We start from the raw sequence: 22,271 nt of genomic DNA, 5'->3' as shown, positions 1-22,271 counted from the left end.
AGATCACCCCAATCATACCGCACCAAACCGTACGTAAAGCGAATCAATCAAAGCAGGAAACGCAGCATACTAAATTTGTTCGTTTGCGGCTCGACTAAGCCGCAAGAGCGACACACATTTCTGCCGCACAACAAAATCAGTCTCATGAACTTCATCTGGCTGCATAAAAAGAATGTGCAGCGGCAGCCTTGCACCGGCCAAGCTTAATTCATTTTTAAGCCGCAATAAATTTTCTCCACGCGCACCAACGATTAGCAAATCTACATCCTGCCCAATCCCGCTTAAAGTCGAGCCAAACATAAACGATTCAAAATATGAGAGCGATGGACAGGCCACCAGAAGAAATTTTGCTATCTGGCTCGCAGTCATCAAGCGTTGCTCAAACGCTCTCTCAGCTCCTCCCATTTCAATACCTCGCATCCCAGTTCTCGCCCCGCATCTAAAGCGTCGAAAGATGGGCGCCCATTCGGATTGATGTTCCACACAAAATCCAGTGGACCGAATTGCTCCCAAAGACTACGAATTGCGTCGGCAGTCGGCTCGTACTCAGAAACCATACCAATAGTGACGGTCCGACCGTCTTTAAGAAAGACACGGTGTATGCGGTCGAATTTACGCTCTGTCCGCTCCACCGACCGATGTTGCCGGAGGATCCGACTAGAAAATCTATACATCTTATGGGACGCGGTATTTGCGTTACCCTCCAGCGCAGCCGATAAGAGGGTTCCAAAATTGCCCCAGCCCACACGGCGCGCTTCGAGATATTCGATTGCTCCACCCACCCAAACGCAAGTGGTGCGATAACCACAAATAAAATCCAAATCCGGAAACTCATTCACGTATTGCTTCGCGACCGCTTCGTCGATCAGCTCATCAGACGAAATCAGAGCTAGAACATCCGGCTGATCCTCAGTAGAAAGGCGAATCAAATTACCGGTCACGAATTCTGCCTTCGTTCGCCCAGCCGTCTTGGCGATATTGGCGAGTGCGTACCTCACCTGCCAATTCACGAGAATATAGCCTCCATTAAGACTGGAAAACGAGTTGCTTGCCCAACAACACCACAAACGTGGCGCTCGGATAGGCCGCGCACGTGCTCCTTATACTCCGCGAATACTTGACGCTCTCCGTCAGATGCAAGTGATAAATTCGCATTGACTATTGCCTGGATGCGGTAATGGTTTGGGAGAATAACGCTCCTCACTCGTTGGTTCCAGACCCTAGCAGCCTCCGACTCTGGATCATAGCTAAAATCAAATCCATCAACTGGCGCGTACCGCTGCCAGATCGCTTTGTTTTCAGCCAGGATGTGGTCAATTGCAGCCCTCACGTGCGAGCGATCGCTGTAGGTTTTAATCCCCTGCTTAAGCAGCAACCTCGCAAGGTGGTTGAGCTTCCAGTCAAGCAGCCTACCTCTCGGATAGGCTGCCGGATCCTTATCAATCATCGTGTGACACGTCGGACACAACACAAGCAGATTTTCGACCGAATCGGCGACGAAATTACCCTGCGGCCGATCCTTGTGTCGCGGTCCATGATCGCCGTGCGGGATAACATGCGCCATTTCGGCAATGTGCTTGTCGCCACCCAGTTCGCTTGGGAAAAGAGTATTTAGACAATCGGGATTCTGGCAGTGTCCGGACGCATCCGAAAACAAGCGAAGGCGCATTGCAGTCGGTATCGCTTTCCGCTCGGCCATCAATCACCCCCCACAACCTAGCCGCAACCGACCCTGGCGGAGCGGCCTTACGCGAAACGCAACCGGGAAACGTCAGCGGAATATCTGGCGTTACAGCACACGCGATGCAACTCAAAATGACTTTTTCAGGCTTCGTCACCCAGGCCTATGCCGGCTGCACGGTAAATGCTCAACTGGAGCGTGCGCAAGTAGGCCACGAAGTCATGAGTCGGCGAATCATGAGTCGATGGCGCAGGATGTGGGGGCAGGGGCGGCACACGGCAGGAGTTCAACGGCTGTATGAATCCGCAGCGCCGCGCTGAATAACCCATCCATGCCGCCTCAACCAAAGCGATTTGCTCACACCCCCCCTCTCGCAATCCCCCCCACAACCCCCTTCGCCGCCGTCTTCAACCCTGCAATCCGCGCCCCAATAACCTCCGCCCCCGCCCCTTCCCCCGCGCGCAATTCCAGCACCGCAATCGAGCACCCCAGCAGCGGAAACCGCCGCGCCTTCCCGTCCCGGTCCTTCCCCGCGATGCTCCCCGCCGCCCGCTCCTCCGCGCTGTAGAACGCCCCCGCCGCCTCGCTCATGAAGGCCTGGCGGAACGCCAACAGCCGCGCCTCCAGCGCCGCGCCTTCCACCTCCTCGAACCCCGCGAAGAAATCATCCCCCCCGATGTGCCCCAGGAAGCACCCCGCGACACCGGAGAAACACCGGCGCAGGACGGTGGCGCAGAGGAACAGCGCCTCGTCTCCCGTCCGGAATCCGAAGGCATCGTTGAACGGCTTGAAGTGATCCAGGTCGAGGTAACACAGCGCCCGCGGCACCGGCGCGGCCACGCCCAGCCGTTCCACCGCCTGGCGCACCGCCTGGTTGCCCGGCAGGCGAGTCAGCGGGTTGCGGTCCGTCGCTTCCTCCAGCTCCGCCCCATGGCGGCGGGCCTGGCGCAGCGCGCCATCGGCGGTGCTTTCCACCTGCGCCGTCGCCGCGCGCAGTTTCGCGCACAAAACCCCCAGCAGGCGAAGCAGCGCTTCCGGCCGCCCGGCCAGCACCGCCATGGCGGCCTCGCGCGGCAGGAACACGGCCTCCAGCTCGCTCGCGGCCACCGCATCGGCGGATCGGGCGCCGCCATCCAGCAGCGCCACCTCCCCCACCGCATCGCCGGGGCCGAGGTGGTTCAGCACCACCTCCGCCCCCTCCGCGCTCTCGATGCGGATGCGGACCTCGCCGGCCGTCACCACCCACAGCCCGTCGCCCGCATCGCCGCGGCGGAACAGCGCGCCCCCTTCCGGCACGCGCCGCGCCTCCGCCACCTCGCTCAGCGCGCGGAGGTCCGGGCCCGCCAGGGCCGCCAGCAGCGGCGCGCGGGAAAGCAGGCCCGGATCAGGCACGCCGATCGGTTATTCGGCGGCCAGCGGCATCACCTGGCCAGGCATCCGCCAGCCATACTGCGCATCCAGCCCCAGCGCCTTCACGATCGCCACGCCGCGCGCCAGATGGTCCGGCTTCAGCCCCGTCAGCGGCCGCCGCAGGTCACCGGCCGGCAGCCCGACGGCCTTCATCAGGGACTTCACGGCCACGGGGTTGATGGCGCTGTAGGTGAAGTGCAGCAGCGGCAGCAGCCGGAGGTAGGTCTCCCGGAACACGACGGATTGCTCCGGCGTCGCCCAGGGCGTCGAAAGCCGCGCCATCCCCACCGGGTCGATATTGCCCGTCATGTTCGCCGTGCCGTGGCCACCCAGCGACATGGTCGGCACCACCAGCCCGAGGTTCGGGCTGTCGCAGCACATGATCGTCGCATCGGGGTTCGCGGCGCAGACCTGCGCCACCTGGCCGACGCGGGTCGTGCTTTCCTTCAGCACCACGATGTTCGGGTGCTTCATCAGCCGCAGCAGATGGTCCCAGTGCAGGTCGGACTTCACCCGCGGCGGGTTGTTGTAGATGCCGATCGGCAGTTCCACCGCATCCGCGCATTCCGCGAAGAAGGCCTCGATATCGTCCTCCGGCGCGCAGATATAGGCGGGCGCCGCCAGGATCGCGCCATCCGCGCCCGCCGCCTTGGCGTGCTTCAAATAGGCGATGGTGGCCGCCGTGCTGGTGCCCGTGCAGCCATAGAACATCTTCATGCCGCCCACCTTCATGGCGGCCGTCTTCTCGACGATCTCGCGACGCTCATCCGGCGTCAGCATGGAGACCTCGCCCGTCGATCCCATGATGAGGATGGCGGAGGTGCCGGATTTCGCATGCCAGTCGATCAGCGTGCGGAAGCCGCCGAAATCGACGCTGCCATCGGCGTTGAAGGGGGTGATGAGGGCGACGAAGGAACCCTCGATCCGCATCTTGGCCATGGGCGCACCTGTGACGTTGGGGCTGCCACGCTAGCAACTCCGCCCGGGCCTGGGTAGGCGGCCAGGAAACACTGGCGCGGCGCCATTCGTTCCTGGTATGTTTCGCCCCCGTCACCACCCCTGCCGCGTCCCGCACCTCCGCGAAAACGGTGCTAAAGGTGCTAAAAGCACTAAATCCATAGTATTTTTTAGTGACCGGGATGCCACACCTGCGGTTTCCCGTCGCGCCCGGGGCTTCCCCTGCCGCCCCGCCCGCCGCAATTCTTCCCCCATAGCCGGAGGAATTCCATGATCGCGCGCCGTTCCCTGCTGCTCGCCGCCCCTGCCCTGGCGACGATCCCGATCGGCGATCGGGCGCTCGCGCAGTCCTGGCCGTCGCGCCCCATCACCATCATCGTGCCCTTCCCGCCCGGCGGGTCGAATGACCTGCTGGCCAGGCCGCTCGCCGCCAAGCTCCAGCAGGCACTCGGCGGCCATCCCGTGGTGGTGGAGAACCGGGGCGGCGCCGGCGGCACGGTCGGCGCGGCGCAGGTGGCGCGCAGCGCGCCGGACGGCCACACGCTGATGTGGGGCCATGTCGGCACGCTGGCCGTGAACCCCTTCATCTACCCCAACATCCCCTATGACGTGCTGCGGGATTTCGCCCCCGTCGCGCTGGTGGCGACGCTGCCGGGCGTGCTCGCCATCCACCCCTCCGTCCGCGCCCGCACCACGGCGGAATTCATCGCGCTGGCCAAGGCGCAGCCGGGCACGCTGGAATACGGCAGCGCCGGCAATGGCAGCGCGTCCCACATCACCATGGCCAGCTTCTGCGACGCCGCCGGCATCGACCTGGTCCATGTCCCCTATCGCGGCAACGGCCCGATGCTGACGGACCTGCTCGCCGGCCGCTTGAAGGTCGCCTTCGCCGGCGCGCCGGTGGTGCTGCCCGCCGTGCGCGACCGCCTGCTGGTGGCGCTGGGGATGAGCGCCGCGCGCCCCTCCCCCTCCATCCCCGGCATCAACCCGGTGGCGGAGGCGCTGCCGGGCTACGAGATGGTGCAATGGCACGGCCTGGTCGGCCCCGCCGGCATGCCGCCCGCCGTCATCACCCGGATCAACGAGGCCGTGAACGGCCAGCTCAATGACCCGGAACTGCTGCAGCGCCTGGCGACGGAAGGCGCGGATGCCGCGCCGCGCACGCCGGAGGCCTTCCGCGCCCTCATCGCCAGCGAACTCGATCGTTTCCGCACGCTGATCACGCGCGCGGGCATCCGGGCGGATTGAGCCCGCCTCCTACCGGTGCTCACATCCCGCGCGACGACAGGGGAAGAATGATGATCGGACGCAGGTCCTTGATGCTGGCCACCGCCGGGCTGGCCACAGCCGGCACGGCCCGAGGGCAGGAAGCGCGCGGCCCCGTGCGCGTGGTGGTGCCCTCCCCGCCCGGCGGCCCGCCGGACCTCATCCTGCGCGCCATCCTGCCGAAGATGTCGATCGCGCTGGGGCAGACGCTCATCACCGACAACCGCGCGGGCGGCGCGGGGCTGGTAGGCACCGGCTATGTCGCGCGGCAGCCCGCGGATGGGCTGACCTGGCTGTTCACCACGGCCAGCCACACCAACATCCCGCCCTTCAATGACAATGTGAACTACGACCCGGTGCGGGACTTCACCCATGTGACGCTGGCCGCGCAGAATTTCGGCCAGGCGCTGGTCATCCACCCCTCCGTCCCCGCCACCAACCTGGCGGAACTCGTGGCGCTGGCGAAGGCGCGGCCCGGTGCGCTGACCTACGCCAACGCCGGCAACGGCACCGCCAGCCACATCCCGGCCGAGCTGATGAAGACCATGACGGGCACGGACATCCTCTCCGTCCCCTATCGCGGCGTGGCGGAGGCGACGACGGACCTGCTGGCGGGGCGCATCGACATGTTCTTCGTCGGCACGCAGATCGCGCTGCAGCACGTGCAGGCCGGGCGGCTGCGCGCCATCGCGCTGACCGGCGCGCGGCGCTGGAAGGGCATGCCGGATACGCCGACGCTGCAGGAACAGGGCCTGGCGGGCTTCGATGTGGTGAACTGGTTCGGCCTCTGGCTGCCCGCCAATGCCGCGCCCGCGCTGGTCAGCCGCATCCACGCCGCGGTGGCGAGTGCGGTGCGCGACCCGGAGGTGATGGCGCAATTCGACAATCTGGGCCTGGAAGGCGTCGCCATGCCGCCCGCGCAATTCGCCACCTTCGTGGCCGACCAGGCCCGCATCGCGCAGGAAATCGGCCGCCGCGTGGCTCGTCCTGGCTGATGCTGACGCTGACCGTCGCCTGCGCGCCCTATGACCGCGTGCGGCCGCTGTTCGATGGGCGCGTGGCGCTGCCGGGCATCCGCCTGGTGCCCGTGCCCATCCATTCGGAGCAGAGCTTCCCCCGCGCCTTCACCCGCGCGGAATTCGACGTGACGGAGCTCTCGCTCTCCTCCCAGCTCATCCAGGTTTCCCGCGGCCAGGGCGAGTATGTCGCCATCCCCGCCTTCGTCTCCCGCGCCTTCCGCCATGGCTGCATCTACCTGCGCGCCGATGCCGGCATCGCCGATGCGAAGGGGCTGGAGGGCAGGCGAATCGGCATCCCGGAGTACCAGATGACGCTTGGCCTCTGGCTGCGCGGCATCCTGGCCGATGATCACGGCGTGGACGTCAACGGCATCGCCTGGCGTACCGCCGGCACCAACCAGGCGGGGCGCAAGGAACGCCTGCCGCTGGAACTGCCGCCAGGGATGGATGTGCGGCCGCTGCCCGATGGCGCCACGCTCAACCAGGCGCTGCGGGATGGCGAAATCGATGCGATCCTGTCGCCCACGGAGCCCCTCGCCTTCGCGCAGGGCGATCCGCGCGTGGTGCGCCTGTTCCCCGATCCGCGCGCGGCGGCGATGGCGTATCACCGCCGCACCGGCTTCCACCCCATCATGCATGTGATGGGCCTGCGGCGTGACATCGCGGCGAAGCATCCCGGCCTCGCCGGCCAGCTCTACGCCGCCTTCGACGAAGCCCGCCGCATCGGCCTGGCGGACATGGAGGCCGATCTCCGCCATTCATCCCTCAGCCTGATGCTGCCCTTCCTGGCGGAGGAATGGGCGGCGACCAAGGCACTGCTCGGCGCCGATCCCTGGACCTATGGCATCGCCGCCAACCGGGCGGAGCTGGAGGCGATCGCCCGCTGGTCGCACGCCCAGCACCTGTCCCGCCGCCTGCTCCGGGTGGAGGAGATGTTCCACCCGGAAACGGCTGGCAGCTAGGCGGCCAGCCTGCCGCCCCGCAGACGGTCCAGCAGCGGCTCCGCCGCCTGGCTCGGCGCGGATCGGAACACCACCGCCAGCACGCCGCCTTCCGCGCGCACCACGCGCGCGGCTTCCGGCCTCTGGCCTGGCGCCAGCACCATGGACAGTTCCGTCCCCGGCGAAAGCTCCACCGCGCAGCGCAGCGCGGCGCCGCCGGCCGAGAGATCCACCAGTTCCACCGACTGCTCGGACCGGCCAGGCAGCAGCAGGCCGACCCGGCTGCCCTGCGCCGGCAGGCGTTCGAAGCGCCGGCGTTCGCCATTGTCGCCGCGGATGGCGGCGAGGAAGCCATCCACCTCCTGCCGCAGCGTCATGGTCTGCGCGGAAAGCCCCTCCGCGGCGCCGAGCACGGCGCGGCTGTCGGTGCCGGAATTGCGCGCAATCGAGGACAATTCCTCCATCGCCCCGGTGACGACCCGCGTGCTGGTGGAGACGGACTGGACGCGCTGGTTGATCTCCTGCGTCGCGACGCCCTGCTCCTCCACCGCGGAGGCGATGGTGGCCGCGACCTCATCCATCCGGCGGATGGAGGCGACGACGCCCTGCATGGCATCCGCAGCGCCGCGCGTGGCGCTTTCCATGGCGGTGATCTGGGCGGCGATCTCCTCCGTCGCCTTCGCGGTCTGGGTCGCCAGCGCCTTCACCTCCCCGGCCACCACGGCGAAGCCCTTGCCGGCCTCACCGGCGCGGGCGGCCTCGATCGTGGCGTTCAGGGCCAGCAGATTGGTCCGCCCGGCGACGTCGGAGATCAGGCGCACGATGCCCCCGATGCGGTCCGCCGTCACCGTCAGGGCCTGCATCCGCTCATCCGTCGCGGTCGCCTGCTCCACCGTCTCCCGCGCCACCATCGCGGCGGTCGCCACCTGGCGGCTGATCTCGGAGACGGAGGAGGCCAGTTCCTCCGCGGCCGAGGCCACGGTGCCGAGGTCGCTGGCGGCGCTGTCGGCGGCCTGGGCCGTGCGCGCGGCCTCGGCTTCCGTCTGCTGCGCGCTGGCTGCCATGCCGCCCGCGGTTTCCCGCATCGCGGAAGCGGCTTCGCCCAGCGATCCCAGCACGCCGCCGACGGACCGGCCGAAATCGGCGGTGTGGCGTTCCATCGCCGCGGCGCGGCGCAGCTGGATGGCGCGTTCTTCCGCCGCCTGCGCCTCAAGCCGCCGCTTCTCGGACGCGGCCGCGGCCAGTTGCGCCAGCGCGCCGGCCATGCGGCCGATCTCATCGCTCCGCCCGGCGCCGGGGATGGCGACATTCTCGCGTTCCTGGGCGATGTCGCCCATGGCGACGGCCATGCCGACCATGGGGCGCGCGATCCGCGCCGCGATCAGCAGGCCCGCCAGCGCCGTCACCGCCACCAGCACGGCCGCCACCGCCAGCATGCGCAGCACCGCGGCCGTGCGGGCCATGGCCCAGGGCAGGTCCGGCACGGCCAGCACCGCGGCGCCGGCGGGACGGCCCTGGAAATCCTTCACGCCCACGACGAGCGCGGTGTGCAGGCCCTTGTCGCCGAGTTGCAGCATCAGCGGCACGGCGGAACCGCCCTGCCGCGCCGCCGCCAGCAGCGCCGGCGGCAGCGCCTCCGCCGTGAGGCCCGGGACGGTGGAGCCGAGCAGCGCGCCATTGACGAAGAGCAGCGCCTCGCCGCCCGCCAGCTCACCCAGCATGGTGGCGGTGGCGGCGTTCAGCCGCGTGCCCGCCTTCACCGTGCCGACAACGCGGCCATCCTGCATCACCGGCAGCGTGGCGCCGATGGCGAGTTCGTTGCTGGCCGGCGACATGACATTGCCGAGTCCCGGGCGGCCGGACAGCGCCGCCGCCACGTCCGGCACCGCCGATTTATCATCGCCGAAGCGATCCGGCCGGTGCCCGCGCGCCAGGATGCGGCCGCGCGAATCGGTGGCCTCGATCACCTCTACCGTCGGGTCGGCGGCGCGGATGGCGGCGAAGGTCTCGGCCATCAGCCGCTGCGCCGCCGGCGCATCGCCGCGCGCCAGCGCCTGGACGACGTTGGGGCGGGAGGCGAGGCTGCCGGCATAGCCATGCATCTGCCGGCCGATATCCGCCAGCGCCGTGGACAGCCGCTGGCTGGCCGCGGCCAGTTCCGCATGCTGCCGGTCCTGCTGCACCGCGAGCAGCGCGGAATAGCCGCTGGCCGCCGTCAGCAGCACGGCGATCAACGCCGGCACAACGGCCAGGGCCGTCAGGCGGCCGCGCAGGCCGGTGAACCGGGATGGGATTGGCAAGGCAAGGCACCTCCGCGCTGATCCCTCCCACCCTGCTGTAATCAAGTGAATGGAATGAGAACGGTTGCAGCCCTTGGCGGGGATCGCGTGAAGGCCGAACCGGGGCGGTGGCGTCGAACCCGGGCCCGGTCCGCACGGTTCACGGGCGAACCCTGCCTTGGTGGAGGATGCGGTGCGCGGCCTCAGCCCGGCGTGAGCCCCGCCGCGCGCACGATCGGCGCGAAGGATGCCAGTTCTGCCTGCACGAAGCGGGTGAAATCCGCCGGCGTGCTTTCCGGCGGGGGCGCGCCCAGCAACTCCTCGAACCGCGCGATGGTGGCGGGGTCCGACAGCGCGCTCCGCACCGCCTCCGCCAGCCGCGCCACGATGGCGGGCGGCAGGCCGGCGGGGCCGGAGAGGCCGAACCAGGCGGCGCTGACGACATCCACGCCCCCCTCCCGCAGGGTCGGCAGGTCCGGGAAGCGGGCGGATCGCGTGGCGCTGCTGACGGCCATGCCGCGCAGGGAACCCGACCGGATATGCGGGCCGGCACTCGGCAGGCTGTCCAGCATCGCCGGGACGACTCCCGCGATGGTGTCCGTCAGCGCCGGCCCCGCGCCGCGATAGGGCACGGCGTTCACCTTCACGCCCAGCGCCGCGCCCAGCCGGATGCCGGCCAGGTGGCTGGAGGTGCCGATGCCCGCCACGGCGAAGTCGATCTCCCCGGCCGCCCGCGCCATGGCGATGAACTGCGCCAGGTCCCGCGCCCGGTGGCCCGGATTCACCACCAGGACGGAAGGGCTGGTCGCGACCAGCGCGACATGGGTGAAGTCCCGCATCGCGTCATAGGGGATGTTGGCATAGAGCGCGGGGGAGACGCCGTGGGAGGTGCTGTTGGACATCACCAGCACATGCCCATCCGGCTGCGCCTGCGCGACGGCGGCGGAGCCGATGGTGGCACCCGCGCCGGCGCGGTTCTCCACCACCACCGCCTGGCCCAGCAGCGCGCCCAGCCGTTCCGCCACCAGCCGCGCCATCACATCCGTCGTCCCACCGGGTGCGAAGGGCACCACCAGGCGGATCGGGCGCGTCGGCCAGGATTGCGCGCGGGCCGGGAGGGCAAGGAACAACGGCGCGGCCAGCGCCGCGCGGCGGGTGAGCTTGGGCATGGGGTTTCCTCCGGTCTTGCGGCGATCATCGCCGCGACCGGCGCTGGCCTCAACCCGCCCGGGCGAGCTTCCGCCTTTCCTGCCCGGCCGCGTCGAAATTGGCGGGGTCGAGCCAGGCCGAGATGGAAGCGCGCCGTGCGGGCCATTCCTCCGCCAGCAGCCCGTACCAATCCGTGTCCCGCCGCCGCCCGCGCGCGATCATGTGGGCGCGCAGCCGCCCCTCATGCCGGAAGCCCAGGCGTTCCGCCGCCCGGCCCGATGTCGGGTGCAGCGCGTTGCACTTCCACCCCGCGCGCAGGTAGCGGAGGTCCCCCAGCACATGGTCCAGCAGCAGGAAGCAGGCCTCCGTCGCCGCCCGCGTCCGCGCCAGGCCAGGGGGAAACCAGATATTGCCCAGTTCCACCGCCGCATGGGTCGGGCGGATGTCGAGCAGCCCGATCCACCCCGCCGCCGGGCCCGGCATGCCATCGGCGCAGAGCGGCCGGACGGCCCAAAGCAGTTCCTCCCGGCTTGCCCCCGCCAGGCGGAGATAGCCGCGGAAGGCAGCCTCGCCGGCGAAGGGGCCGACGGGGAGGAAGGCGAAGCTGTCCGGCGCCGCCTCCGCCCTCGGCCAGAGATCGGCGGCATGGCCGGCCACCAGCGGTTCCAGCAGCGTCCAGCGTCCGGCATGGGGTTCCGCAGCCGGGCGGGCGCGCGGCATCGCCTCCACCACCGCTCCCGTCATGCCAGGCGCCGCCCGCCGGCCAGCACGCCGTAGAAGGCGGGAGAGAGGCGGAACAGCACCACCCCGGCCGCCGCGGTGATGGCGATGGTGAGGGCGACGGAGGCGCCGTAATGCGCCAGCAGCCAGCCCTCCCCGGTCGCGGGCATGAGGCGGGAGAGGATTTCCTTCACCAGGGCGATGACGGGGTAGTGCGCGGCGTGCAGGAAGAAGGCGAAGCCGCCCCAGCGCGCCAGCGCGCCGCCCCAGCCCGTGGCCGCCAGGTGCAGGCAGGCCCCCCAGCACGCCGCGACACCGAGGGGGCGCATGAGGCGGGTTGCGACATCGAGCCAGGCGATGGTCGCGGGGTCCGCCATGTCCACCATCAGCGGCGCCAGCGTGCGCAGCGCGACCAGCGCGGCATAGGCCACCAGCAGCGACAGCGTGACGGTCGCGGACAGGCGAAGATCCCATTCCCGCCGCCGTGCCAGCGCGCCCAGATAGAAGAAGAACAGCACATCCGTCCGGATGAAGATGCCGAGCGTGAAGCCCGCCGCCCAGACCGCCGCCAGCACGACGGCGCCCGCGATCGGCGCGTGCCGCAGCGCCAGCCAGATCAGCGGCGCGCAGAGCACCGTGACGAACAGATCCCGCACGAACCAGAACTGGAAGGCGATGGGGACATCGGTGATGCCGAGCACCGCATTCACATAGTCCCAGGCCCCGGCGGTGGCGGATTGCAGGTTGAACTGCTGCGCGAAGCCGATGGTGGGCGCCACGCGCTGCACCAGGATCGCCAGCGCCAGCGTCGCCAGGTTCCACAGCAGCAAAGGCAGCAGCAGCGACCTCGCCCGCCCCCGCATCTTCCGCCCGGTGCCCTGGCCCGCATTGTCGCCGCCGCCAAAGAACAGCCAGCCGGAGACGGCGCTCAGCAGCGGCACGGCGCTGAAGAAGAAGAAGGTCAGGAAGCCGTTGATGAAGGTGGCGATGCGAGGGCCATCGGGATCGATGCCCAGGAAGGGCGGGCGATGGTCACCGGGCAGGTTGAAGTAGTGCAGGAACACCAGCCCGATCACCAGCGCGACGCGGGCGAATTCGATGGTACGAGGCAGCGAGGCAGCAGCCTCGATCGGCCGCGCCGGGGCATGCGGTGCGGTCAGCACGGCACTCATCCTCTCTCTCCTGTCTCGCCGGTCAGCGCGCGGGCAGCGCCAAATCGGGCAGGCTGCCCTCCGTGGGCCGGTCGCGGTGCGGGGTGCTCACGCCGCTGGGCGCCTCGGCGCTGTCCAGCCGCAGCGCCATCTCCTCCACCAGGCCTGCCGCCGCCGCCTGCATGGAAAGCGGCGCCAGGGTGTGTTCCGTGCCGTCCAGCACCCGGCAGCGCACCAGCGGGAAGGCCGCCAGGCGGCGCCCGCGGCGGCCGAAATGCGCGCGCAATTCCCGCAGGCCGCGGTCGCCCTGGCTGTAGCCGAGCAGCAGGTGCACCCGCCGCGCCGCCAGCCGCCGCATCCAGGCGGAAGGCGCATCCAGCCCCGTCTCGATCCCGAGGGCGGCGAGGCGGCGATCCGCCTCCGCCCTCAGCCGGCGCCACGCCATGCGCGGGCGGCGCAGCCAGGGAGCCTCCCCGGGCGGGGGGCCGCCATCCAGCGCGGGGGCGCCGCCCTGGCTGCGGTCGAAGGCCGGCAGGTTGAACAGCGCCAGGCCATCGATGCGCGGGTCCAGCAGCGCCAGCCGCAGCGCCACATGCGCGCCCGAACAGAGCCCGATGGCCAGGCAGCGGGAGGCACCCTCCGCCGCCAGCGCATCCCGCCCGGCCCGCGCCGCCGGCAGCAGGCCATCGGCGAAGGGATCGGGGGCCACGGCGGGGTCCACGCCTTCCGCCGTGTCGCTGTCGCCAAGCCCGGGCAAATCCATGCGGAGCGACGGGATGCCCGCCGCCGCCAGGCGCCGCGCCAGGCGCACGCCGAAGCGCCCGACGCCCACATGGCCATTGGCGCCGCTGTTCAGCAGCAGCGCCGCGGTGCGCCGCGCCAGGGCCGGCGACGGGCTGCACAGCACGCCGGCCAGGCTGCCGCCGGGGCCGAAGCGCAGCACGCGTTCGGTGGCGCCGCCGCCGATGGGGCGGGGCTCGGCTTCGCTGACAGTCGGGTTCACCGTGGCGGGGCCGGCGCCTTCCGCGAGCCAGGCGCTGGCGCGGGCGAAGGCCTCCACGGGCAGGCGCGCCTCATGCGCGGGGGCCAGGAAGCGGGCGAGGCCGTCGAATTCCTCGAAGGCGACGGCGGGGGCGACGCGGCGCGCGGCGCCGGCCTCCCGGTCCATCACCAGCACGCGCGGCACGGCGGCGCGGCAGAGCGCGGCGCCAAGGTCGCCACTCGCCAGGTCGTCCAGTTCCTCCGCCGGCCAGGCATGGCCCGCGACCTCGATCCCCGCCGCGCGGTCATCCCGCCCGCCGCCCACGTCAGCCGCCAGCAGCATCTGGCGGCGATGGGTGCGGCCCTGCGCCACGGGCGCCAGCAGCAGCAGGCAGGCGACCTCCCCCGGCCGCCGCGCCGCCGCCTGGGCGGCCAGCAGGGTGCCGAGGCGGAGGCCCGCCAGCGCCACCGCCTGGCACCCCGCCTCCGCGCGCATCCAGTCCATCGCGTCCAGGATCGCGCCCCGCGCCGCTTCCAGCCGGAAGCGATCGCCGGGACTGTCGCCAGCGCCGGGATGGTCCATGCGCAGCGTCGGCAGGCCGAGCGCGGCGCATTGCATCGCGAGGTCGCGCAGCCCGCGATGGGCCAGCAGCGCCTCATGCCCCTCCGGCCCCACCAGGATGACGCCGCGGTCGGTTGGCTCACCAGAGGCGGGATGGAACCAGCCATGGCAGCCCGCGACGGTGACCGGCACCGCGCGAGGGGGTGCCTGGCTCCTCACGGCCACAACGCCGCGCGGACAAGACCGGGCCAGCGGGTGGGGTCCATGCCGTGGTGGCGCAGCAGCGCCAGCACGATGCGTTCCAGCCCGAAGCCGGCGCAGCCGGTATGGGCGAGTTCGCCATCCGCGCCCTGGATGCCGTAGGCCTCCGCGAAATGGGTGACGTGGTAGTTGAAGGACCCGCAGGCGTTGGGGCGATCGGGGTCGCTGATCGGCACCAGGATCTCGAACTTCAGGCGCTGGCTGCGCTGGCCGTCGCGCATCAGGGGCGCGGCGCGGCCGAAGAAGGGATCGTTCGCGATATCGGTGGCCGCGGGCAGGTGCAGGGATGCGAACATCGCCATGGCGCGGTCCATCCAGCGCGACTGGAATTCGCGGATGCGGTCCGGCGTGCCGAAGCAGACCTGTTCGCGCTGGCGGAACATCTGCATCCGCACGGGATCGACGGAGGGTTCGCGCCGGAAGCAGTAGGAGGAACTGTCCACCAGCCAACCGTCCGCCGGCAGGCGGCCGCGCGCGGCGACGATGGGATAGACGGGGTAGCAGGAAGCCGGCGTCAGCATGACGTCGGCGGGCTGCATGTGGCTGGCCCAGCCGCCCTGTTCCGGCGTGCAGGCCAGCGCGCGGCGATGCGCGGTATCGTCGCCGCAGAAACAGGAAACCCCTGCCGTCAGCTGGGGAAAGTTGCGGAAATAGCCGCTGGCCTCGAACCCCGCACGGGACATGGCGGGGGGGAAGCGCAGCACCTCCACCCGGTCGTCGCCGGCAAGGCGGCCGACCATGGTGTCCACAGCGGCGACGACGCTTTCGAAGGCTTCCCCGCGCCCATAGAGGCCATCGACGCCGGTCGGCAGGAGATGGCCGTGGCGGACCAGCTCTTCACGGAAAAGATCGGCTGGCGTCGCAGCCCTGGCCAGGATGGCGGTGTCCATGATGCTTCCTCTCGGGGGCCCGTTATTCAGGCAGCGAGGGAATGCCGTTGCAGTTCCTCCGCCGCACCGATCAGCGCCGCAACGGTGGAAAAGGTTTCCCTCTTCAGCAACCGATCAGGGAAACTTGAACCGAAATGTTCCTCCAGCCCCACCATCACCTCGACCGCGCCGAAGGAGGAAAGGCCGGCATCGAAGAGATCCGCCGTCAGCGCCAGTTGCGCGACGGGTACCGAGAGGTCGCCGCGCCCATCCAGAATCTGCCGTACCACCTGTTCCATTGCCGCCCTCATCCATCTGGGAAGATGCGAGATTCGGCGATGCGTCGCGCGGCCACAATTCAACTCCGCATCAAGTCGTGGCTGCAACAGTGGGCATTTATTGCGCGGTCAGCGGAACTCGATGCGCATTGCGAATTTGCAAGACAGCGCAAAGGCTCCATCACACGGAAGGCAGCGTGGATTGCATCGCCTTCCATACTCGTTCCGGCGTCGCTGGCATGTCGATATGCGCCACACCGATCGCATCGCAGATGGCGGAGATGATGGCGGGCAGCGCGCCGACCGTCCCGGCCTCACCGGCGCCCTTGGCGCCGAGGGGGTTCATCGGCGTGGGCTGCGGGTTGGACTGCACGGCGACGAAGGGCATGTCCACCGCGCGCGGCATCGCATAGTCCATGAAGGACGCGGCAAGAAGCTGCCCCGTCTCCGCGTCGAAGACCGCCTCCTCCATCAGCGCCTGGCCGAGGCCCTGCGCGACGCCACCCTGGATCTGGCCCTTCAGCAGCAGCGGATTCACGACGGTGCCGACATCATCCACCACCGTGTAGCGCGTGATGGCGACGGCGCCGGTCTCCGGGTCCACCTCCGCCTCGCACAGATGGCATCCGTTGGGGAAGGTCGCGTCCTGCGGGGCGACGATGGCGGTGGCGTGGAAGCCCTTCTCCTCACCCTGCGGAAGCCCGCCCGGCACATGCGCAGCGCGCGCCACCTGTTCGATGGTCACGGCGCGGTCCGTGCCGGCCACGGTGAAGCGGCCATCGGCGAAATCGATGTCGGCGCCGGCGGCTTCCAGCATGAGGCCGGCGATGTGGCGGCCGCGATCGATGATGCGCCGGGACGCCACCGTCATCGCCGTGCCGCCCGCGATGATGGACCGGCTGCCGAAGGTGCCGCGGCCATGCGGCAGGGCATCCGTGTCGCCATAGGCCACGCGGACCTTCAGCGGATCGAGCCCCAGCATCGTCGCCGCCATCTGGCGGAAGGCCGTCTCATGCCCCTGGCCGTGGCTGTGCCCGCCCAGCAGCAGCGTGCAATGCCCGTCGGAGCCGAAGCGGATCTCCACCCCTTCCTCACCCGGCGTCTTCGCGGGACCGGCGCTGATCTCGATGGCATTGGCGATGCCGAGGCCGAGTTTCATCCCGCGCGAAGCCGCTTCCGCGCGGCGGGCGGGGAAGCCGGCGACATCGGCGGCTTCGAGCGCCATCGCCATGCCGCGGGGGAAGTCGCCGCTGTCATAGGTGAAGACCAGACCCGTGCGGAACGGCAATTCGGTCGGCTGGATCAGGTTCTTCCAGCGCAGCGCGGCACGGTCCATGCCCAGATGGAGCGCCGCCATGTCGATCACACGCTCGATCGCATAGGTCGCCTCCGGTCGGCCGGCGCCGCGATAGGGGGCCGTCGGCTGGGTGTTGGTGAAGGCGCCCAGCACCTCCGCATGGATCGCCGGCGTGCGGTAGACACCGGCCAGGCCGCCGAGGTTGTTGGTGGAGGAATGCGGCGTCAGCAGCGCGAGATAGGCGCCGAGATTGGCGACGGTGCGGATGCGGAGCGCGAGGAAATTGCCCTCGGCATCCAGCGCGAGTTCGACGGTGCTGTCATTGTCCCGCGCATGGGCATCGGATTGCAGCGCCTCGCTGCGATCGGCCACCCAGCGCAGCGGACGGTTCAACCGCTTCGCCGCCCACAGCAAAGCGGCCTGTTCCTGCGTGGGGTGGCTGCGCAGGCCGAAGGCGCCGCCCATGTCGGGGGCCACGACCCGCAGGGCGGAGGAGCCGGCGCCCAGCACGGGGGCCAGCGTGTCGCGCAAATTGTGCGGGCCCTGGGTGCCGTTGCGGAGCGTCCAGCGCCCTTCCGCCTCGTCCCATTCCGCGATGGCGGCGCGCGGTTCCATGGGGTTGGCAGAGACGCGGCTGATGCGGAAATCCAGCGTGACGCGATGCGCGGCCCGCGCGAAGGCGGCGCCGACCGCCGCGGCATCGCCCTGGGCGAAGCCGAAGCAGATGTTGTCCGGCGCCAGGTCCGGCCAGACCGGGGCCGCGCCTTCCGCCAGCGCCACGGTGGCGCTGGTGACGGCGGGCAGCACCTCCCACTCCACCAGCACCGCTTCCGCCGCGTCCCGCGCCTGCTGCTTCGTCTCCGCGACGATGAGGGCGATGGGGTCGCCGACATGCTTGGCGGCGCCCACGGCCAGCGGGCGGTAAGGCGGGCGGGGCATGGGGCTGCCATCGGGGCGCTGGCGCGGCACGGCGCAGGGCAGCGTGCCGATACCATCCGCCACCGCATCCTGCCCCGTCAGCACGGCGATCACGCCAGGCAGGGAAAGCGCCGGTGTGACGTCGATGGCGGTGATCCGGGCATGGGCGTGGGGGGACCGCAGGAAGACCGCATGGGCGGCATCCGGTGCGCGCAGATCGTCGGTGTAGCGGCCCTGGCCGCGCAGCAGGCGCGCATCCTCGAACCGGCGGATGGGCTGGCCGATGCCATTCGGGTTCGGGGCGGGCTGCTGCATGGGACGGTCCTGCGTTCTTTCCCAAGGCCTACCGCCGGTCGTCCGCCGCGTCCATGCGGGTGCTTGCGCCAGGATGGACGCACCGTAGAGTCCAGACCATGGAAACGTCCACCGCACCCCAGCCGCCCCGCCGCACCCGCGCGCCGGAAGCGACCAGGCGCGCCATCCTGGACGCGGCGCGCGCGGAATTCGCGGCCAAGGGCTACGCCGGCGGCCGCGTGGACGATATCGCGGCGCGGACTGCGACCTCCAAGCGCATGATCTACTATTACTTCGGGGGGAAGGAGCAGCTCTACGCCGCGGTGCTGGAGGAGTTGTATGGCGGCATGCGCGATGCCGAGGCCGCGCTGGCGCTGGACAGCCTGCCGCCCGCCGAGGCGATGCGCCGCCTGGTCGAAGTGACCTTCGACCACCACGCCGCGCATCCCGAATTCGTGCGCCTCATCAGCGTGGAGAACATCCACGAGGCCAGCAATGTGAAGCAATCCCCCGAGATCCGCACGCGCAACGCGACGGTGATCGGGCGGATGACCGCGCTGCTGAAGCGCGGCGAGGCGAGCGGCGATTTCCGCCCGGGCGTGGACCCTGTGGACCTGCACATGCTGGTCAGCAGCTTCTGTTTCTACCGCATCTCCAACCGCCACACGCTGGGCGCCATCTTCGGGCGGGACACGATGGAGCCCGCCACCGCGGCGCGGCAGCGGGAGATGATGGTGACGGCCGTGCTGCGGTACCTCGCGCCTTGATCAGATGCGCCCGAGCACCATCAGCACGATGATGACGATGAGGACGGTGCCGAGCACGCCGACGCCGCCATGGCCGAAGCCGTAGCCATAGCCGCCGAAACGCCCGCTTAACCCGCCGAGCAGCAGGATGATCAGCGCAATGAGGAGGATGGTGCCGAGGCTCATCGGATCAGCGCGTCTGCACGCTGAGGCGCTGGCCGCCGACATTCACGTCCAGCACGGTGTTGTTCTGGTTGTAGGCCCAGACGCCGACGCCGCCCGCGATGGCGGCGAGCATCGCGACGACGAGGATGACGGATTGGCGGGTCATGCGGCGTATTCCGGTTGATGGGTCCGGCACCTGAACACCCCAGGGATGCGCCGGGTTCCCATCGTTGCGGAATAATCAGCCGCCCCGCAGCGCCGCCCTGAAGCCGGCCAGCATCCGCTCCGCATCCGGCACCAGGCCGGAGAAATGCGTGAAGGCGTGCGCGGCCTGGAACACCGCCATGCCGCCGCCATCCAGCGTGCGGCAGCCCAGGGCGCGCGCGGCTGCCAGCAGCGCCGTCTCCAGCGGGAAATAGACGATCTCCGCCACCCACAACCCGCCATGCAGCATCGCCGGCGGCAGCGCCATGCCGGGCAGCTTCGCCATGCCGACCGGCGTGCAGTTCACCAGGCCATCGGCTTGCGCGACCTCCTCCGCCAGATCGGCCACCGGAACGGCGCGGCCATCCCCGAAGCGGGCTGCGAGCGATGCGGCGAGTTCACCCGCGCGGCCCGCATCCACGTCATGCACCGCCAGGCGCTGCACGCCCGCATCCAGCAGCGCCTGCGCCACGGCGGAACCGGCGCCGCCCGCGCCCAGCTGCACCACGCGCCCGCGCGCCACGCCGGGCAGGCCGCGGCGGAAACTCTCCCCGAAGCCGCTGCAATCCGTGTTGTGGCCGATGCGCCTGCCATCCCGCAGCACCACCGTGTTGACGGCGCCCAGCGCCGCTGCCTCCGGCGACAGCTCATCCAGCAGGGGAATCACCTGCTGCTTGCAGGGGAAGGTGATGTTGAGCCCCGCGAAGCCCATCCTCTCCGCCGCCACCAGCAATTCCGGCAGCGTCGCGGCGCCCCCCGGAATGCGATCGAGGTCGATGATCCGGTAGACGCAGGGGAAGCCCTGGGCCGCGGCCTCCGCCATGTGCAGCGCCGGCGTGCGGCTGGCCTGGATGCCCGCGCCGATCAGGCCGAGCACCAGGCCCTTTTCCTTGAGGGGCGCGAGGACGGAAGCGGTCGGCAGGCTGTCGGGCATGGACGCATCCTCGCGTATCGCGGCCCCTTCAGAAAGGGCTTGCAGTTTTTATGGACTAACCAGTACATACACGTCAACGGAACCGATGGCCGCGCCCTGCGCGAAGCCCCGGGCCGGAGGAACGGAGACCAGGAATGACCAACCTCACCCGCCGCGGCTTCGGCGCCGCTTCGCTTGGGCTGATCGCCGCCGCGCGCCCCGTTTTCGCGCAGGATGCCTGGCCCGGCACGCGCCCCGTCACCCTCGTCGTCTCCTGGGCGCCTGGCGGGTCTTCCGACTTCACCGCGCGCCTGCTGGCGCAGGGGCTGTCGCGGGAACTGCCGGGCAATGTGGTGGTGGATAACCGCCCGGGCGCGTCGGGCACGATCGGCCATGCCTCCGTCGCCCGCGCGCGGCCGGATGGCACGACGCTGCTGCTCGGCGTGAATTCCACCTACGCCATGTCCCGCCATCTGTTCCCGCAGCGCGGCTATGATGATGAACGCGCCTTCGCGGGCATCGGGCGCGTCGCGATCTCCCCCATCTTCCTCTGCGTCAGCCGGGCGCTTGGCGTGACGGACATCGCGGGCCTGGTGGCGCGCGCGAAGGCGGAGCCGGGCAGGCTCTCCTACGGCTCCTCCGGCGCCGGTTCCTCCGCCCATCTGGCGACGGAGTTGTTCCTGCGCGCCGCCGGGATCGACATCCTGAACGTCACCTATCGCGGCGGCGCGCCGGCGGTGCAGGCGCTGGTGACGAATGAGGTGCAGGTCGCCTTCGTGGATGGCGTCACGGCCCTGCCGCTGATGGCGGCCGGCCAGATCGTCGCCATCGGCATCAGCAGCCTGGAACGCAATTCCCTGGCGCCGACCGTGCCCACCATCGCCGAATCCGGCTTCCCGGGGTTCGAGGCCACGACCAACTGGTCCCTCCTCGCCCCCGCCGGCACGCCACCCGCCATCATCGCGCGCCTGGCCGCCGCCAAGTCGACCGTGCTGCGCACGCAGGACGTGATCGACCGCCTGCGCCAGGTGGCGATCGTGCCGATGGACGGCACGCCGGAGCAGTTCCCGGAATATCTGGCGGCCGAAAGCGCCAAATGGGGCGAGGTGATCCGCAGCCGCGGCATCACCCTGGAATGATCCCGTAACATCGGTAAAACGTGCCTGCCCGGCCGGCCCCCATCCCGGGGCCGGCCCCAGACGAACCAAAGGGGAAGAGACACCGCCATGATCACCCGTCGCCTGCTCGGTGGCCTTGCCGCCGTGCCCTTCATCGCCCGCGGCGCCGCCGCGCAGGATGCCTGGCCGAGCCGCCCCGTCACGATGGTGGTGCCCTGGGCCGCCGGCGGTTCGACGGACGCGGTCGCCCGCATCCTCGCCGCGCGGCTGTCCAGCGATTCGGGCCGCAGCTTCGTGGTGGACAACCGCACGGGCGCCAATGGCACCATCGGCTTCAACTCCGTCGCCCGCGCGCGGCCGGATGGCTACACGCTGCTGGTCTCCACCGTCAGCACCTACGCCATGGCGCCGCACATGATGCAGCTGCCCTACAACAACGAACGTGACTTCGTCGGCATCGGCCTGATGGCCGCCATGCCGATGATCCTCTGCGTCAACAAGAATTTCCCGGCCAACACGCTGGCCGAATTCGTCGCGGCCGCGAAGCGCCCGGGCGCCAACGTCACCTATGCCAATTCCGGCGTCGGCTCCTCCACCCATCTGGCGACGGAACTGTTCCTGCAATCTGCCGGCCTCCAGCTCACCGATGTCGGCTACCGCGGCGGCGCGCCGGCGGTGCAGGGCGTGCTGGCGAATGAGACGCCGATGATCGTGCAGGCGGCCTCCGGCGTGCTGCCGCTGATCCAGGCGGGCGAACTCAAGGCGCTGGCGATCTCGACCCGCGACCGCAGCCCGGTGGCGCCGAACATCCCGACCTTCCGCGAACAGGGTTTCGCCGAGTACGAGGTGTACGAGCACATCGCGCTGCAGGCCCCGGCGGGCCTGCCGGAGGCGATCGTCAACCGCGCCAACGCCCTGGCCAAGGCCGCGCTGGAAGCGCCGGAGACGCGGGAACGCCTGGCCGCGCTGGCCGTCGTCCCCGTCGTCGGCACCCCCGCCGAATGGCCCGCCTATTTCGCGGCGGAGAACGCGAAGTGGCGCGGCATCATCCGCAGCCGCAACATCACCCTTCAGTAAGGGCAGCCCACCCGG

The 22,271-nt window shown here is 69.9% G+C and carries 22 protein-coding genes; 6 read left to right on the top strand and 16 right to left on the bottom strand.

Annotated elements, in window-relative coordinates; all coding sequences use genetic code 11:
- Positions 1-69 precede the first annotated feature (69 nt).
- The 5 genes from ACTIE5_RS00615 to ACTIE5_RS00595 form a co-directional block, all read right to left on the bottom strand.
- A complete protein-coding gene (locus tag ACTIE5_RS00615; protein ID WP_439547752.1) occupies positions 70-369 on the bottom strand; it encodes a hypothetical protein in 300 nt (99 codons plus the stop codon).
- Complete coding sequence (locus ACTIE5_RS00610) at positions 369-1,010, bottom strand: hypothetical protein (protein WP_439547751.1); 642 nt, start codon at positions 1,008-1,010, stop codon at positions 369-371. Before ACTIE5_RS00610 ends, ACTIE5_RS00615 begins: the two co-directional genes overlap by 1 nt.
- A complete protein-coding gene (locus ACTIE5_RS00605; RefSeq protein ID WP_439547750.1) occupies positions 1,007-1,699 on the bottom strand; it encodes an HNH endonuclease signature motif containing protein in 693 nt (230 codons plus the stop codon). The genes ACTIE5_RS00610 and ACTIE5_RS00605 overlap by 4 nt, the downstream gene beginning before the upstream one ends.
- Positions 1,700-2,038: 339 nt before the next feature.
- On the bottom strand, positions 2,039-3,073 hold the full coding sequence (locus ACTIE5_RS00600; protein WP_439547749.1) for a cyclic nucleotide-binding domain-containing protein: 1,035 nt from the start codon (positions 3,071-3,073) through the stop codon (positions 2,039-2,041).
- Positions 3,074-3,082: 9 nt separating this feature from the next.
- Positions 3,083-4,030 carry a dihydrodipicolinate synthase family protein gene (locus tag ACTIE5_RS00595; RefSeq protein ID WP_439547748.1) on the bottom strand — a complete coding sequence of 316 codons (948 nt, stop codon included), beginning with the start codon at positions 4,028-4,030 and terminating at the stop codon, positions 3,083-3,085.
- Positions 4,031-4,318: 288 nt separating this feature from the next.
- On the opposite strand from ACTIE5_RS00595, the gene ACTIE5_RS00590 reads away from it, so the two are divergent.
- The 3 genes from ACTIE5_RS00590 to ACTIE5_RS00580 all read left to right on the top strand — a co-directional run bounded on the left by ACTIE5_RS00590 (position 4,319) and on the right by ACTIE5_RS00580 (position 7,295).
- On the top strand, positions 4,319-5,296 hold the full coding sequence (locus ACTIE5_RS00590) for a Bug family tripartite tricarboxylate transporter substrate binding protein (protein ID WP_439547747.1): 978 nt from the start codon (positions 4,319-4,321) through the stop codon (positions 5,294-5,296).
- A gap of 71 nt (positions 5,297-5,367) precedes the next feature.
- Entirely contained in the window at positions 5,368-6,309 is a 942-nt protein-coding gene (locus ACTIE5_RS00585) for a tripartite tricarboxylate transporter substrate-binding protein (protein WP_439547746.1), read from the top strand.
- Positions 6,309-7,295: an ABC transporter substrate-binding protein gene (locus tag ACTIE5_RS00580; RefSeq protein WP_439547745.1), complete on the top strand. Its 987-nt coding sequence runs from the start codon at positions 6,309-6,311 to the stop codon at positions 7,293-7,295. The genes ACTIE5_RS00585 and ACTIE5_RS00580 overlap by 1 nt, the downstream gene beginning before the upstream one ends.
- On the opposite strand, the gene ACTIE5_RS00575 is transcribed toward ACTIE5_RS00580, so the two are convergent.
- The 8 genes from ACTIE5_RS00575 to ACTIE5_RS00540 form a co-directional block, all read right to left on the bottom strand.
- The gene (locus ACTIE5_RS00575) at positions 7,292-9,574 is read right to left on the bottom strand and encodes a methyl-accepting chemotaxis protein (RefSeq protein ID WP_439547744.1); all 2,283 of its coding nucleotides are present in this window, start codon (positions 9,572-9,574) and stop codon (positions 7,292-7,294) included. The two genes, ACTIE5_RS00580 and ACTIE5_RS00575, sit on opposite strands and share 4 nt — an antisense overlap.
- 182 nt (positions 9,575-9,756) lie before the next feature.
- Positions 9,757-10,722 (bottom strand): Bug family tripartite tricarboxylate transporter substrate binding protein, encoded by a 966-nt coding sequence (locus tag ACTIE5_RS00570; RefSeq protein WP_439547743.1) that lies wholly within the window; start codon positions 10,720-10,722, stop codon positions 9,757-9,759.
- Between the two features lie 49 nt (positions 10,723-10,771).
- Positions 10,772-11,446 (bottom strand): GNAT family N-acetyltransferase, encoded by a 675-nt coding sequence (locus ACTIE5_RS00565; RefSeq protein ID WP_439547742.1) that lies wholly within the window; start codon positions 11,444-11,446, stop codon positions 10,772-10,774.
- On the bottom strand, positions 11,443-12,594 hold the full coding sequence (locus tag ACTIE5_RS00560) for an acyltransferase family protein (protein ID WP_439547741.1): 1,152 nt from the start codon (positions 12,592-12,594) through the stop codon (positions 11,443-11,445). Before ACTIE5_RS00560 ends, ACTIE5_RS00565 begins: the two co-directional genes overlap by 4 nt.
- A gap of 22 nt (positions 12,595-12,616) precedes the next feature.
- Complete coding sequence (locus ACTIE5_RS00555) at positions 12,617-14,308, bottom strand: serine aminopeptidase domain-containing protein (RefSeq protein ID WP_439547740.1); 1,692 nt, start codon at positions 14,306-14,308, stop codon at positions 12,617-12,619.
- 23 nt (positions 14,309-14,331) lie between these two features.
- Positions 14,332-15,267 carry an amino acid--[acyl-carrier-protein] ligase gene (locus tag ACTIE5_RS00550; protein ID WP_439547739.1) on the bottom strand — a complete coding sequence of 312 codons (936 nt, stop codon included), beginning with the start codon at positions 15,265-15,267 and terminating at the stop codon, positions 14,332-14,334.
- Between the two features lie 26 nt (positions 15,268-15,293).
- Positions 15,294-15,545: an acyl carrier protein gene (locus ACTIE5_RS00545; RefSeq protein ID WP_439547738.1), complete on the bottom strand. Its 252-nt coding sequence runs from the start codon at positions 15,543-15,545 to the stop codon at positions 15,294-15,296.
- 160 nt (positions 15,546-15,705) lie between these two features.
- On the bottom strand, positions 15,706-18,054 hold the full coding sequence (locus tag ACTIE5_RS00540; protein ID WP_439547737.1) for a xanthine dehydrogenase family protein molybdopterin-binding subunit: 2,349 nt from the start codon (positions 18,052-18,054) through the stop codon (positions 15,706-15,708).
- A 98-nt stretch (positions 18,055-18,152) separates the two neighbouring features.
- Between ACTIE5_RS00540 and ACTIE5_RS00535 the strand changes: the two genes are divergently transcribed.
- Positions 18,153-18,800: a TetR/AcrR family transcriptional regulator gene (locus tag ACTIE5_RS00535; RefSeq protein WP_439547736.1), complete on the top strand. Its 648-nt coding sequence runs from the start codon at positions 18,153-18,155 to the stop codon at positions 18,798-18,800.
- Here ACTIE5_RS00535 and ACTIE5_RS00530 read toward each other — a convergent pair whose 3' ends face one another.
- From ACTIE5_RS00530 to ACTIE5_RS00520, 3 genes are all read right to left on the bottom strand, one after another.
- Positions 18,801-18,965 carry a DUF3309 family protein gene (locus ACTIE5_RS00530; protein WP_439547735.1) on the bottom strand — a complete coding sequence of 55 codons (165 nt, stop codon included), beginning with the start codon at positions 18,963-18,965 and terminating at the stop codon, positions 18,801-18,803.
- Positions 18,966-18,969: 4 nt separating this feature from the next.
- Positions 18,970-19,110, bottom strand: a complete 141-nt coding sequence (locus tag ACTIE5_RS00525) for a hypothetical protein (RefSeq protein WP_439547734.1) — start codon at positions 19,108-19,110, stop codon at positions 18,970-18,972.
- Between the two features lie 75 nt (positions 19,111-19,185).
- Positions 19,186-20,082, bottom strand: a complete 897-nt coding sequence (locus ACTIE5_RS00520; protein WP_439547733.1) for a shikimate dehydrogenase — start codon at positions 20,080-20,082, stop codon at positions 19,186-19,188.
- A 134-nt stretch (positions 20,083-20,216) separates the two neighbouring features.
- On the opposite strand from ACTIE5_RS00520, the gene ACTIE5_RS00515 reads away from it, so the two are divergent.
- Both ACTIE5_RS00515 and ACTIE5_RS00510 read left to right on the top strand, forming a co-directional pair.
- Positions 20,217-21,200: a Bug family tripartite tricarboxylate transporter substrate binding protein gene (locus ACTIE5_RS00515; protein WP_439547732.1), complete on the top strand. Its 984-nt coding sequence runs from the start codon at positions 20,217-20,219 to the stop codon at positions 21,198-21,200.
- Between the two features lie 87 nt (positions 21,201-21,287).
- Positions 21,288-22,256, top strand: a complete 969-nt coding sequence (locus ACTIE5_RS00510) for a Bug family tripartite tricarboxylate transporter substrate binding protein (protein ID WP_439547731.1) — start codon at positions 21,288-21,290, stop codon at positions 22,254-22,256.
- The last annotated feature ends 15 nt before the right edge of the window (positions 22,257-22,271 follow it).

It is taken from the genome of Falsiroseomonas sp., from assembly GCF_051859025.1.
Taxonomy (GTDB): Bacteria; Pseudomonadota; Alphaproteobacteria; order Acetobacterales; family Acetobacteraceae; genus Falsiroseomonas.
Note: the sequence above shows the minus strand (reverse complement) of the source record. Positions and strands in the feature narration are given on the sequence as shown.

What these genes read in the sequence shown, in the direction of transcription:
- ACTIE5_RS00615 (WP_439547752.1), bottom strand. Translation starts at nt 369, where the DNA reads ATGACTGCGAGCCAGATAGCAAAATTTCTTCTGGTGGCCTGTCCATCG.
- ACTIE5_RS00605 (WP_439547750.1), bottom strand. Translation starts at nt 1,699, where the DNA reads ATGGCCGAGCGGAAAGCGATACCGACTGCAATGCGCCTTCGCTTGTTT.
- ACTIE5_RS00595 (WP_439547748.1), bottom strand. Translation starts at nt 4,030, where the DNA reads ATGGCCAAGATGCGGATCGAGGGTTCCTTCGTCGCCCTCATCACCCCC.
- ACTIE5_RS00590 (WP_439547747.1), top strand. Translation starts at nt 4,319, where the DNA reads ATGATCGCGCGCCGTTCCCTGCTGCTCGCCGCCCCTGCCCTGGCGACG.
- ACTIE5_RS00585 (WP_439547746.1), top strand. Translation starts at nt 5,368, where the DNA reads ATGCTGGCCACCGCCGGGCTGGCCACAGCCGGCACGGCCCGAGGGCAG.
- ACTIE5_RS00580 (WP_439547745.1), top strand. Translation starts at nt 6,309, where the DNA reads ATGCTGACGCTGACCGTCGCCTGCGCGCCCTATGACCGCGTGCGGCCG.
- ACTIE5_RS00570 (WP_439547743.1), bottom strand. Translation starts at nt 10,722, where the DNA reads ATGCCCAAGCTCACCCGCCGCGCGGCGCTGGCCGCGCCGTTGTTCCTT.
- ACTIE5_RS00565 (WP_439547742.1), bottom strand. Translation starts at nt 11,446, where the DNA reads ATGACGGGAGCGGTGGTGGAGGCGATGCCGCGCGCCCGCCCGGCTGCG.
- ACTIE5_RS00560 (WP_439547741.1), bottom strand. Translation starts at nt 12,594, where the DNA reads ATGAGTGCCGTGCTGACCGCACCGCATGCCCCGGCGCGGCCGATCGAG.
- ACTIE5_RS00550 (WP_439547739.1), bottom strand. Translation starts at nt 15,267, where the DNA reads ATGGACACCGCCATCCTGGCCAGGGCTGCGACGCCAGCCGATCTTTTC.
- ACTIE5_RS00545 (WP_439547738.1), bottom strand. Translation starts at nt 15,545, where the DNA reads ATGGAACAGGTGGTACGGCAGATTCTGGATGGGCGCGGCGACCTCTCG.
- ACTIE5_RS00540 (WP_439547737.1), bottom strand. Translation starts at nt 18,054, where the DNA reads ATGCAGCAGCCCGCCCCGAACCCGAATGGCATCGGCCAGCCCATCCGC.
- ACTIE5_RS00535 (WP_439547736.1), top strand. Translation starts at nt 18,153, where the DNA reads ATGGAAACGTCCACCGCACCCCAGCCGCCCCGCCGCACCCGCGCGCCG.
- ACTIE5_RS00530 (WP_439547735.1), bottom strand. Translation starts at nt 18,965, where the DNA reads ATGAGCCTCGGCACCATCCTCCTCATTGCGCTGATCATCCTGCTGCTC.
- ACTIE5_RS00525 (WP_439547734.1), bottom strand. Translation starts at nt 19,110, where the DNA reads ATGACCCGCCAATCCGTCATCCTCGTCGTCGCGATGCTCGCCGCCATC.
- ACTIE5_RS00520 (WP_439547733.1), bottom strand. Translation starts at nt 20,082, where the DNA reads ATGCCCGACAGCCTGCCGACCGCTTCCGTCCTCGCGCCCCTCAAGGAA.
- ACTIE5_RS00515 (WP_439547732.1), top strand. Translation starts at nt 20,217, where the DNA reads ATGACCAACCTCACCCGCCGCGGCTTCGGCGCCGCTTCGCTTGGGCTG.
- ACTIE5_RS00510 (WP_439547731.1), top strand. Translation starts at nt 21,288, where the DNA reads ATGATCACCCGTCGCCTGCTCGGTGGCCTTGCCGCCGTGCCCTTCATC.